This is a genomic window from Kitasatospora sp. NPDC005856 (assembly GCF_040629945.1).
In the GTDB taxonomy this organism is placed as follows: Bacteria; Actinomycetota; Actinomycetes; order Streptomycetales; family Streptomycetaceae; genus Kitasatospora.
Map to the genome: position 1 here is coordinate 54,583 of NZ_JBEXWT010000051.1, position 11,073 is coordinate 65,655.

General features: G+C 72.4%; 10 protein-coding genes and 1 pseudogene. 9 read left to right on the forward strand and 2 right to left on the reverse strand.

What is annotated here, in order from left to right; genetic code table 11:
• Window positions 1-67 precede the first annotated feature (67 nt).
• Entirely contained in the window at window positions 68-1,117 is a 1,050-nt protein-coding gene (locus tag ABZ449_RS26560; RefSeq protein WP_360350683.1) for a ketoacyl-ACP synthase III family protein, read from the reverse strand.
• 281 nt (window positions 1,118-1,398) lie between these two features.
• Between ABZ449_RS26560 and ABZ449_RS26565 the strand changes: the two genes are divergently transcribed.
• The 8 genes from ABZ449_RS26565 to ABZ449_RS26600 all read left to right on the forward strand — a co-directional run bounded on the left by ABZ449_RS26565 (window position 1,399) and on the right by ABZ449_RS26600 (window position 8,759).
• A complete protein-coding gene (locus ABZ449_RS26565) occupies window positions 1,399-1,671 on the forward strand; it encodes an acyl carrier protein (protein ID WP_360350686.1) in 273 nt (90 codons plus the stop codon).
• The gene (locus tag ABZ449_RS26570; protein ID WP_360350688.1) at window positions 1,664-2,887 is read left to right on the forward strand and encodes a beta-ketoacyl-[acyl-carrier-protein] synthase family protein; all 1,224 of its coding nucleotides are present in this window, start codon (window positions 1,664-1,666) and stop codon (window positions 2,885-2,887) included. The genes ABZ449_RS26565 and ABZ449_RS26570 overlap by 8 nt, the downstream gene beginning before the upstream one ends.
• Window positions 2,884-4,050: a beta-ketoacyl synthase N-terminal-like domain-containing protein gene (locus ABZ449_RS26575; RefSeq protein ID WP_360350691.1), complete on the forward strand. Its 1,167-nt coding sequence runs from the start codon at window positions 2,884-2,886 to the stop codon at window positions 4,048-4,050. Before ABZ449_RS26570 ends, ABZ449_RS26575 begins: the two co-directional genes overlap by 4 nt.
• Before the next feature lie 44 nt (window positions 4,051-4,094).
• Window positions 4,095-5,075, forward strand: a complete 981-nt coding sequence (locus tag ABZ449_RS26580) for an AfsA-related hotdog domain-containing protein (RefSeq protein WP_360350694.1) — start codon at window positions 4,095-4,097, stop codon at window positions 5,073-5,075.
• Window positions 5,076-5,112: 37 nt separating this feature from the next.
• The gene (locus ABZ449_RS26585; RefSeq protein WP_360350697.1) at window positions 5,113-5,781 is read left to right on the forward strand and encodes an HAD family phosphatase; all 669 of its coding nucleotides are present in this window, start codon (window positions 5,113-5,115) and stop codon (window positions 5,779-5,781) included.
• A 35-nt stretch (window positions 5,782-5,816) separates the two neighbouring features.
• Window positions 5,817-7,019 carry a cytochrome P450 gene (locus tag ABZ449_RS26590; RefSeq protein WP_360350700.1) on the forward strand — a complete coding sequence of 401 codons (1,203 nt, stop codon included), beginning with the start codon at window positions 5,817-5,819 and terminating at the stop codon, window positions 7,017-7,019.
• 371 nt (window positions 7,020-7,390) lie between these two features.
• A complete protein-coding gene (locus ABZ449_RS26595; protein WP_360350703.1) occupies window positions 7,391-8,014 on the forward strand; it encodes an AfsR/SARP family transcriptional regulator in 624 nt (207 codons plus the stop codon).
• 28 nt (window positions 8,015-8,042) lie between these two features.
• A complete protein-coding gene (locus tag ABZ449_RS26600) occupies window positions 8,043-8,759 on the forward strand; it encodes a 4'-phosphopantetheinyl transferase superfamily protein (protein WP_360350706.1) in 717 nt (238 codons plus the stop codon).
• A 94-nt stretch (window positions 8,760-8,853) separates the two neighbouring features.
• On the opposite strand, the pseudogene ABZ449_RS26605 reads toward ABZ449_RS26600, so the two are convergent.
• A pseudogene (locus ABZ449_RS26605) lies at window positions 8,854-9,054 on the reverse strand (helix-turn-helix domain-containing protein); the annotation flags it as partial.
• Window positions 9,055-9,197: 143 nt separating this feature from the next.
• On the opposite strand from ABZ449_RS26605, the gene ABZ449_RS26610 reads away from it, so the two are divergent.
• Entirely contained in the window at window positions 9,198-10,778 is a 1,581-nt protein-coding gene (locus tag ABZ449_RS26610) for an MFS transporter (RefSeq protein WP_360350709.1), read from the forward strand.
• Window positions 10,779-11,073: the final 295 nt, after the last annotated feature.

Sequence of the window (11,073 nt, forward strand, 5' to 3'; positions counted from 1 at the left end):
TTCATGAGGTGGTCGTTCGGTGCGGCCCGCCGAGCCGTCGGCGGGCGTGCGGACGGAGCGGGCGCGGTCAGCGCTCCGGGGCCTGGACCAGCAGGCAGGACCAGGTGAACCCGGCGCCCGCGCTGAACACCAGGGCGGCCTCGCCGGGGGCGAGCACGTCCGCCTCCAGCAGGTCCGCGAGTCCGGCCACCGCGTCGCCCGCGCCGAGGTGGCCGGTGGAGCGGCCGAAGTCCAGCGGCTCGGCCGTGGTCTCCTCGGCCAGGATGGTGAGCCAGGAGTCCTGCAGGGTCTTGCGGCCGAAGCGGGGCAGCACCGCGTAGCGCAGCCGGGGGTCGCCCGGGTGCATGCCGGCGCCGTCCAGGGCGTCGGCGATGATCGTGCGGATGCTGCGCCGGTTGACCTCGACGAACCGCTCGTTGCCGTGTTCGCGCAGGTAGGCGCGCTTGGTGATCCGCATGTCGACCCGGTCGCGCACGCCGCGCGAGACCGGGGCGAAGGGGTCGACGCCCCGGTGCATGGCCTCCAGCTCGGCGGCGGCGGTGCTCGCCGTCGAGCGCAGCAGCAGCCCGTCGTCGGTCTCCGCGCCGGGGCCGCTGAGCACGACCGCGGTGCCGCCGTCGCCGTAGGCCACACCGTAGTCGCTGGCCCAGCGGTCGAAGCCGGGCGCGGTGAAGCGGTCGGCGGTGGTGACCAGGGCGCGCCTGGGGGTGACCCCGCCGCCGCCCGCGGTCAGGTACGTCGAAGCGAGCTGGATGGCGGTGCTGCCGCCGTTGCACACCTGCTGGATGCCGATCGGCAGGGCGCGGTCGGCGCCGATCCGGTGCGCGATGTAGTGGGCGGGCGACCACAGGTCGTGCCCCTGGTAGTACATGCTCGCGTGGAAGGTCAGGTCGAGTTCCTTGGGCTGGACGCCGACCGCGTCCATGGCCTTGCGGGCGGCGGCGACCGCCATGTCGGGCGCCGTCTCCTCGACGGCGGCGGGGACGTCCTCGTGACCGAGGTCCCGGGCGTGCCGGGGCGTCAGCCGGCCCTCCTGGACCGCGCACTCGACGCGGTCGCGTTCCTCGGGGAGCCACAGCGCCGCGGCCGTGATGCTCACCGGTTCCGCCAGCCTCATCCCCGACCTCCTTCCGGAAATTCGCTCTGCGGGTACTTCCCGACCGAGTCTGCGGCGGGCAGATAGAAGCGGGTTAAAAAACGGCGTCAACTCCCGGGCGAACGGCCCGAATGTGCCGATTTGGGCCATGCCACCTTCGACACACGACCGCCTGCAACTATTGACGGGTTGCCGCCTCCCTGGTTGCTGGATTCGAATTGCGGGGCACTCGCCGACCGGCTCCGGGGAAATCCGGAGGGCCGGATTACCGGCAGTCGTGACCAATTGAGGGGATGAGGAATATGGGCAGCAGCCAGCTTCCGGGCGAAATTCGGGAGAAGGTCCGCGAAATCGTCGCCGAGGTGCTCGAAGCGGACATTGCCGACCTCAGCGACGAGAAGAGCTTCGTCGACGACCTCGACGCCGACTCGCTCCTGGTGATCGAGATCATCTCGAGGTTCGAGCGTGACCTGCACATCAAGATCCCCAAGGACGACCTGTCCGAGCTGGACACCCTCCCCGAGGCCTACGAGCTCGTCGCCAAGCACTACGCCGCGGAGGCCGTAGGTGCGTAGCAGGGCGCCCCGGCGGGTCGTCGTCACCGGGCTCGGGGCCGTCAGCGGCCTCGGGCTCGGGGTCGGGGAGCTGATCGAGGGCATCCGGCACGGCCGGAGCGGCATCGGTCCGATCGAGCAGTTCGACCCGACGGGCTTCGAGCACACCCTGGCCGGTGAGGTCCGCGGCTTCGACCCGTCGGAGCACCTGCGCCGCACCGCCCCGGAGCGCTGGGGGCGCAGTGGTCAACTCGCCGCCGCCGCGGGGAGGATGGCCGTCGCCGACGCCGGCCTGGACACCGCGGAGGGGCTCCCGGACGGCGGTGTCAGCTGCTTCGGCACCACCAACGGCGAGTCCCAGGCGGTCGAGCACGCGGTGGCCCGCTGGGTCGCCGACGGGCCCGCCGCGCTCCAGCCGGAGCAGATCGCCCGCACCTCGCCGGGCAACATCGCCGGCGCGGTCTCGGCCGAACTGGGCCTCACCGGTGAGGCGATCACCTTCGGCACGGCGTGCGCCGCCGGCAACTACGCCATCGGCTACGCCTACGACCTGATCCGCTCGGGCGAGACCGACCTCGCCGTCTGCGGCGGCGCGGACGCCTCCAACCGGGCCACCCACGCGGGCTTCCACGCGCTCGGCGCGCTCGCCGAGACCGTGCCGCGCCCCTTCGACGAGCACCGCGACGGCATCGTCACCGCCGAGGGCGGTGCGGCGCTCGTCCTGGAGCCCCTCGACGAGGCGCTGCGCCGCGGCGCGCGGATCTACGCCGAGGTGCTCGGCTACGGCATGACCTGCGACGCCAAGCACATGACCAACCCCAACGCCGCGACCATCGCCGAGTGCGTGCGGATCGCGCACACCAACGCCGGGGTCGAGCCGGGGGACGTCGACTACATCTGCGCGCACGGCACCGGAACCCGGGCCAACGACGTCACCGAGGTGAGCGCCGTGCGGGAGGTGTTCGGGGACGCCCTGCCCCCGATCAGCTCCATCAAGTCGATGCTCGGTCACACCATGGGCGCGGCCGCGGCCTTCGGCGCGCTGGTGTCCTGCGCCGCCCTGCACGAGGGGTTCCTGCCGCCGAGCGCGACGCTGCGCACGGTGGACCCGGAGCTCGGTGAGGTGGACGTCGTCCCCGGCACCGCCCGGGCCGCCGCTCCCCGCGTCGTGCAGAACCACGGCTTCGCCTTCGGCGGCAACAACGCGGTCCTCCTGCTAGGGAAGGTCGACGCATGACCGGAACCACTCTGCTCGACGCGGCCCCCTCCGCCGGCCCGGCCGACGACCGGGAGCACCCGGCGCCGTCCGTCCTGCCGATCGACATCGTCGGCCACGGCGTGTTCAGCGCGGCCGGCCGGGGGACGGCCGCGATCGCCGACGCGCCGGCCCGGCCGCAGGCCCCGGCCGGCGCGCCCGGCGAGGACTGGCCGGAGCTGGCCGTGCGGCCGGTGACGGACTTCGACCCGCAGGCCCTCCTCGGCCGCAAGGGGCTGTCCCGGATGTCCCGCACCGACCAGCTGGTCATGGCGGCCTGCACGATCGCCACGGACGGGACCGCCGCCTCGGCGACGGCCCGTACCGGCATCGTGCTGGGCACCACCGTGGGCAGCTCCGGCGCCCAGGAGGTGTTCTTCCGCGACACCTTCGTGCAGGACCGCCCGTACCTGGTCAACCCGTCCGCCTTCCCCGGCACGCTGATGAACTCGGCGGCCGGTAAGACGGCGATCCGGCTCGGCCTCACCGGGGTCAACGCGACCGTCTCCGGCGGCCCGCTGGCCGCGCTGCACGCCCTGCGCTACGCCCGGACCGCGCTGGCCAACGGCCACGCGGACCGGCTGCTCGCGGGTGGCGTGGAGGAGCTGTCCGCGGCCGCCGCCTGGTCCTGGCGGCAGAGCGGCGCCCTGCACCCGACGGCGGCCCTCGGCGAGGGCTGCGGGGTCTTCGTGCTGGAGCGCGAGGGCGCGGCCGGCGACGGCCGCGACGTCCTCGGGCAGCTGCTGGCCTGCGAGATCGGCCACGCGGACCCGGTCGCCGACGGTCCGCTCGCGATGGCCGCCCGGCTCGCCGCCGTGGTGCGCCGCGCCCTGCGGCGCAGTGGGCTGCCGGCCGACGAGCCGGTGGCCGTGGCACCCGGGGCGGCGGCCCGGCGCGGCTGGGCCGCGGTCGAGCGGCGCGCCCTGCGCGAGGCCCTCGGCGCCGTCCCGGCGGACCGGACGGTCCGCGCCGACACCGCGCTCGGCGAGACCTACGGGGCCTCCGTGGCCCTGCAGCTGGCGGCCGTCCTGGGCCGCTGGCAGGCCGGGCAGGCCGCACCGCGGGAGCGGGCGGCCGTGCTCACCACGGTCGGCCCCGACGGGTCCGTCGGCGCCGCGGTGATCGTCCGGCCCGACCCGCGCTGAGCTCCCGCCCGCGCACGTCCACCGCACCGATCTGGAGATCTCTCATGGAAAGCACGTCTCTGCTCGCTCCCCCGGACCAGGCCGAGGAGGTCCTGGCCCCGCTGGCGTACGAGCAGACCGTCCCCCGCAGCCTGGTGCACCGCTGGTCGCTCTCCGAGGTGTTCCTGACCGGATCGCGTGCGGTGGACGGGCGGCGGTTCGAGGCCGCCGCCCAACTGCCGCTGTCCCACGGGTACTTCCGGGACCACCCGGGCCGTCTCGACCACCACGACGTGCTGCTCGTGCTGGAGGCGTGCCGGCAGTCCGTGACCGCCGCGGCCCACCTCCACCAGGGCGTCCCGGCCGCCACCACCTTCATGGTGACCGCCTGGTCCCTGGAGATCACCGACGGGGACGCGCTGGCCTGCGGCACCCGCCCGGGCGAGCTGGCCATCGCCGGCGACGTCACCGGCCGGCACGAGCGCGGCGGACGGCTGCGCCGGCTGGAGTTCGCGATGGACCTCGCCCTGGACGGCAAGCCGCTCGGGCACCTCACCATGGACGTCCGCTCGACCGCGACCGACCAGTACCACAACCTGCGCTACATGCAGCGCGGCAGCGAGGTGCCGAACGCCTTCGGCCTGCCCGCCGACCCGATCGGCGAGCCGGTCGAGCCGGCCTCGGTGCACCGCCTCGACCCGGTGAACGCCGTCCTCGACGACGTCCGCCGCGAGGACGGCGGGCTGAGCGCGGTGCTCAGCCCGCGCACCTTCCGCAACCGCAGCATGTACGACCACCCGTACGACCACGTCCCGGCCATGGTCTTCAGCGAGGCCGCCCGCCAGTGCGCGCTGCTGCTCGCCGACGGCGCGGAGGGCGCGGGCCGGGTGCTGCGGCTGGAAGGCTCGTTCGACCGCTTCGCCGAACTGGACCAGACCGTCCGGCTCACCGCCGCACCGGACCCGGACCGCGGCGCCACCTCCTACCTGCTGCGGGCGGTGCAGGGCGACGAGGCCGTGGCTTCCGTCTCCGTCACGCTCGCCTGACCCGCTCACCCCACCACCCTTTTCGGAAGGCACACCCATGTCCCACCTGTCCATGGTCTGGTTCGACTTCGGCGGCGTCCTGTCCCCGCCGCTGGAGCGCATCTACGAGGCGTACGAGGTCAAGACCGGCATCACCCCCCGCCAGCTCAAGGCCGCGATCAAGGGCGTCGCCGACGAGATGGGCCTGCCCACCATGGCGCCCGTCGAGGTCGGCGTGATCAGCGAGCCCGAGTGGGGCCGCCGGCTGGCCCGGGTGCTGGCGGAGCAGAACCCCGGCATCGACCTGTCCCGTGCCGAGCTGGAGACCTTCGGCCGGCAGTGGTTCGACGGCATCGTGGCCAACCCGGTGATGGTCCGGGCGTACCGGTACATCCAGGAGAACGGGCTGCGCGTCGGCGTCCTGTCCAACAACGTCACCGAGTGGGGCCCGTACTGGAAGGCGATCATCGCCCCGGTCGGCGAGGTCGACGTGCTGATCGACTCCTCCGAGGTCGGCCACCGCAAGCCCGACCCGGAGATCTTCGAGATCGCCGCCAAGACCGCCGACGTGGCCCCCGCCGAGTGCCTGCTCATCGACGACGTCGAGGAGAACCTCGCCGCCGCCCGCGCCCAGGGCTGGCAGACGGTGCTCTTCCAGGAGGACGAGCAGACCCTCGCCGACCTGCGGGCCGCCACCGGCCTCGCCGGCCTGACCGACCTGCTCTGATCCCGACCGGCCGGACCTCCCGGAGGAGCCCCACCATGACCACCTCACTCGACGCGTCCGTCTCGGTCACGGACATCCCGGGCCTGGACCCGACGCCGCTGTACACGCCGGTGACCGAGCGCTCGGACGGCGGCCTGCCGCAGATCGCGATTCCCAGCGGCCACAAGGCCGTGCACCTGACCCGCTACGCGGACGTGCACAAGGTGCTGACCGACCCGTCCTACGGCCGGACCGAGACCAACGTCGAGGGCGGCCCGACCTTCTTCCCCACCACCCTGCCGCCCGAGATGCTGATCAACCTGGACGGCCAGGACCACTCCCGGCTGCGCCGGTTCGTCACCGCGGACTACAGCGCCAACGCGGTCGCCAAGCTGCGCCCGTACCTGGACGAGGCGATCACCCGCAGCTTCGCCGAGCTGCGCGCCCAGGAGCGGCCCGACCTGTACACCGCCGTCCTGGACCGGGTGCCGATCGAGCTGACCTGCCACTTCCTCGGCATCCCGGTGGAGGACGTGGCGTACTTCCGCCCGCACTCCCGCACCATCCAGATGGCGCTGCACGACGACGTGCCGCAGCTGGTGGAGGACTTCTTCACCGCGTACAACTACGTCGCCGACATGGTCGCCGGCAAGCGCCCGTACGTCCCGGGCGGCCTGATCGAGAAGTTCATCCAGGGCCGCAACGAGACCGAGCCGCCGCTGGAGGACAAGGAGCTCGTCGGCATCATCTTCACCGCCGTGGTGTCGGTGGACCAGAACGTGCTCTCGGTCCTGGCCAAGGCCGCCCACGTGCTGCTCAGCGCGCCGAGCCTGTGGCAGCGCGCCGTCGCCGAGCCGGAGGTCATGCCGCAGCTGGTCGAGGAGATCATCCGGCTGGTCCCGCTGGGCCGGATGTCCACCTTCCCGCGGGTCGCCCACCGCGAGGTGGTGACCTCCGAGGGAACCATCCACGCCGGCGACCTCGTCTACGCGGACGCCTTCCTCGGCAACCGCGACCCCGAGGTGTACGAGAACCCGCTGGTCATCGACCCGGACCGGAAGGGCAAGCGCCACCTGCAGTTCGGCTACGGCATGCACCACTGCCTGGGCGCGGCGCTGGCCCGCCTGGAGATCGCCGAGATCCTCGGCCGTCTGGTGCGCGAGTTCCCGACGCTGAAGCTGGACGGCGACCCGGCCGACCTGGTCTGGGACGAGGGCGCGCTGCTGCGCCGGCCGACCGGGCTGCCGGTGCGCTGGTAGCCGCACGGTGCCCGCGGGGGACCCCTCCCGCGTCGACGCACCCGGGCCCCGTCTGCTGGCAGGCGGGGCCCGGGCATGTCACCCGGCATGTTCCTTTGGACGTATCCGGGGTTGCACCTGAGGAGCAGTTCCATTGAGTCCCGCGGTTCGGGACCGATATTTTCGTCGAGTGTCGGCCGGGGGGCCGGACGAGATCCCGACCGTCGCGCGGGAACCACGGGGGATACATGTCGGACGTCATGCGTGTCGATGTGCTGGGCACACTGGAATTCCGTTTGACCGACCGGGCCTTCGCACTTCGGGGGCCGAAACTTCGGAAAGTACTGGCCCTGCTCGCACTGCGGGCGAACGAGGACGTGAACATCGACGTGATGGCTCATGAACTGTGGGGGGAGAATCAGCCCGCCACCGCCGTCATGACCGTCCGCACCCACATCTACCACCTGCGGAAGTGGTTCGCCGCGCTCCCGGTCGCGCAGGACTGCAAGCCGCGGATCGCCAGTCAGCCGTACGGCTACCGGCTGGAGATCCCCGAGGAGTGCGTGGACGCCACGGCCTTCCGGCTGCTGTGCGCCCACGGGACCGAACTGCTGGACGCCGGCCGGGTGGACTCGGCCGCCGAGATCTTCGGCCGGGCACTGGCGCTGTGGCGCGGCCCGGTGCTCGCTGACGTGCGGCACGGCGCCGTGATCGAGCAACTCGCCGCGGAACTGGGCGGGTTGCGCGAGCGGGCGATCGAGCACCGGCTGGAGGCGGACCTCGACCGCGGGCGCCACCGGGACGTCGTCGAGGAACTGCGGATGCTGGTCGCGGCCCAGCCGTTCAACGAGTGGCGGCACGCCCAGCTGATCCGCGCCCTGCACGCCTCCGGCCGCCGGGTCGAGGCGCTGGGGGCCTACCAGTCGCTGCGCACCCTGCTCAACCGCGAACTGGGCGTCGAGCCCTCCGGGGACGTCCAGCGGCTGCGCAGCGAGATCCTCCGGGGGGTCGCATGACCTCCGGCCAGGAAGGACGTGACACCGCATGATCGAGGAGCTGCTGTCGGAGCCGGTCGTCGGCGCCGACTCGTTCGACTCCGCGCAGGACACGGCCCTGTTCCCCGAGGAGGAGACCTGGGCCGCCCCGATGGCCACCGCCAGGCGGGCCAAGTTCACCACGATCCGCGACTGCGCCCGGCAGGCGATGGTCCAGCTCGGCCTGCCGCCCGCCCCGATCCTTCGGGGTCGCTCGGGCGAGCCGGTCTGGCCGAGCGGACTCACCGGCAGCATGACCCACACCCGCGGGTACCACGCCGCGGCCGTCGCCTCCTCGCGCGACATCCTGGCGATCGGCGTCGACGCGGAGCCGAACCAGCGGCTGCGCAACCCGGACGTGCTGCCACTGGTGTCGCTCGCCGCGGAGCGGGCGTGGGTCGAGACCCTGCTCGACCGGCGGCCGGAAGTGGCCTGGGACCGGCTGCTGTTCAGCGCGAAGGAGTCCGTCTACAAGGCGTGCTTCCCGCTGGTCGGGCCGCTGGGCTTCGACGACGCGCTGATCACGGTCGATCCCCGGGACGGCACCTTCCGGGCCCGGGTCAGACTTCCGGGTCCAACGGGGCAGGAGGCCCGCTCGACCCGGCTGACGGGCCGGTGGCTCGCCCGCGACGGCCTGATCGTGACCGCGATGGTGCTCCGGCGTCCGCCTCCGCGTCGCCGGCTGCGTCCTTCGCCGGACCTGGTCCGGGTGGCGGGTTTCGGCTGATGAGGTCGAGCAGCCCGGGGAAGCGCGTCTCCAGGTCCTCCCGGCGCAGGTGCGCCTTCCTGCTGTTGCCCCGGTTGATCTGCAGCACCAGTCCGGACTCGCGAAGGATCCGGAAGTGGTGGCTGAGGGTGGACTTCGACACCCCGAGTCCGAAGGACAGGCAGGTCCGCTCGGTGCCGTCCGGCAGACCCACGAACTCCTGGATGACCCTGTACCGCAGGGGATCTGACAGGGCGTTCAGGATCGCCGAAAGCTCCATCTCGTCCCGGTCGGGGTGGCCCTCCGCGTCGACCATCTCTCTTCGCCTCCCTCTCGCTCGCCGGCCACCATCGCAGGCCAGGTTTGACTTGCATCATACCTCCGCCTCGTGCCACTCTTAGGTTCTATAAGAACCGAACCTAAGGTTCGGAGCCCTCCGGAACGGGAGCTTCCCCAACCATGGCTGCACAGACCGAATCCCCCCTCGTCGGGGAAGACGACGGATCCCAGGCGTCAGGGCGCCAGCGCCAGACGCTGATCCTGGTCGCCGTCCTGCTGGCCGTCTTCGTCGTCCCCACGTCCATCTCCGGCACCGGCGTGGCGCTGCCGTACATCGGCTCGGACCTCGACGCGAACCTCGTGCCCCTCCAGTGGGTCGTCAACGCCTTCAACGTGGCGTTCGCCTGCTTCACCCTCGCCTGGGGGTCCATCGCCGACATCATCGGCCGCGTCCGGGCCTTCGCCCTCGGCGCCACGATCTACGCGGTCGCCTCGCTGGTCAGCGTCTTCGCCGGCAACGTGATCCTGCTGGACGTCGCCCGCGCCCTGGCCGGCATCGGCGGCGCCGCGATCTTCTCCTGCGGTGCGGCGATGCTCTCCACCGTCTTCGAAGGCCCCGCCCGCGGCCGGGCGTTCGCCCTCTTCGGCACCGTCGCCGGCATCGGCGTCTCCTTCGGCCCGTCGCTGTCCGGCGCGCTGATCGAGAACGCCGGCTGGCGCTGGGTGTTCGCGGTGCACGTGATCGTGCTGGCCCTGGTCCTGCTCGCGGTCCCGACCATGAGCCGCGCCGTCCAGGAGACCCGCACCGAGGGTGCGCGCATCGACGTCCTCGGCTCCGCCCTGTTCATCCTCGCGATGCTGCTGCTCACCACCGGCATCGCGCAGGGTTCGCAGTGGGGCTGGGCCAGCCCGGGCGTGCTCGGCCTGTTCGCCGGGACGATCGTCGCCCTCGCGGTCTTCGCCGCGGTGGAGAAGCGCAAGGACCACCCGATGCTCGACCTGAGCATCGTCACCAACCGCCGCTTCATGGCGCTCTGCCTGGTGCCGGTGGCCGGCTCCTTCGGCTTCGTCACCATGCTGACCTACCTGCCCAGCTACCTCACCGCCGCCGCCGGCTACTCCAGCGGCAAGGCCGGTGTGATCATGCTGATGCTGACCGTCCCGATGCTGATCCTGCCGCTGGTGGCCGCCAAGCTCGTCGCCAAGGGCGTCTCCGCGATGGGCATCATCTACCTGAGCCTGGTCTTCCTGGTGGTCGGCGCCGCGGGCCTCGAGCTGTACGCGCCGGACGTCAACCTCGGCCTGGTCGCCCTGCCGATGCTGATCACCGGCGCCGGCTACGCCCTCGCGGCCGGCCTCGTCGACGGCAAGGCCCTGGAGCTCGTCGCCCCGGAGCGCGCCGGCATGGCCGCCGGTTTCCTCAACACCATGCGCCTCGGCAGCGAGGCCATCGCCGTCGCCATCTACGGCTCGCTGCTCGCGACCGTCATCAGCGGCAAGACCAAGGACAGCATCGCCGACTACGCCGGCGCCGGCGACCCGACCACCGTGGCCGGGACCGTCGCCAGCGGCAACATCTCCGGCCCGGCCGGACAGGTGGCCGAGGCGCAGCGCGGCAGCTTCACCGACCTCCTGGTCAACGCCTACGACGGCGCCTTCCACACCGTCCTGTGGGTGCTCGGTGGCATCTGCCTGGTGCTGCTCGTGCTCATCGCGGCCCTGCTGAGCGGCCGCAAGGCCGAGCCGGCGAAGGCCAACTGACCCCGCGGCCGCTCCGGAGCGGCTGCGGTCCCGACCCGGTCGGGAGGCGTCCACACCCCCGGGACGCCTCCCGACCGGTACCGGGCCCCGCCCAGCAGGGCGGGGCACCTGTCGGATCCGTCCGACTCAATCCGCAACGTCTGGAGAACAGCCATGACTGGCACCGTGCGGGAGGCCTCGGCCTCCGCCGCCAGCGGTTCCAAGCCGATCCGCAGACTCGATCGGGTGATCATTCGTTTCGCCGGTGATTCCGGTGACGGTATGCAGCTGACCGGTGACCGGTTCACTTCGGAGA

What these genes read in the sequence shown, in the direction of transcription:
- ABZ449_RS26560 (WP_360350683.1), bottom strand. Translation starts at nt 1,117, where the DNA reads ATGAGGCTGGCGGAACCGGTGAGCATCACGGCCGCGGCGCTGTGGCTC.
- ABZ449_RS26565 (WP_360350686.1), top strand. Translation starts at nt 1,399, where the DNA reads ATGGGCAGCAGCCAGCTTCCGGGCGAAATTCGGGAGAAGGTCCGCGAA.
- ABZ449_RS26575 (WP_360350691.1), top strand. Translation starts at nt 2,884, where the DNA reads ATGACCGGAACCACTCTGCTCGACGCGGCCCCCTCCGCCGGCCCGGCC.
- ABZ449_RS26580 (WP_360350694.1), top strand. Translation starts at nt 4,095, where the DNA reads ATGGAAAGCACGTCTCTGCTCGCTCCCCCGGACCAGGCCGAGGAGGTC.
- ABZ449_RS26585 (WP_360350697.1), top strand. Translation starts at nt 5,113, where the DNA reads ATGTCCCACCTGTCCATGGTCTGGTTCGACTTCGGCGGCGTCCTGTCC.
- ABZ449_RS26590 (WP_360350700.1), top strand. Translation starts at nt 5,817, where the DNA reads ATGACCACCTCACTCGACGCGTCCGTCTCGGTCACGGACATCCCGGGC.
- ABZ449_RS26595 (WP_360350703.1), top strand. Translation starts at nt 7,391, where the DNA reads ATGGCTCATGAACTGTGGGGGGAGAATCAGCCCGCCACCGCCGTCATG.
- ABZ449_RS26600 (WP_360350706.1), top strand. Translation starts at nt 8,043, where the DNA reads ATGATCGAGGAGCTGCTGTCGGAGCCGGTCGTCGGCGCCGACTCGTTC.
- ABZ449_RS26610 (WP_360350709.1), top strand. Translation starts at nt 9,198, where the DNA reads ATGGCTGCACAGACCGAATCCCCCCTCGTCGGGGAAGACGACGGATCC.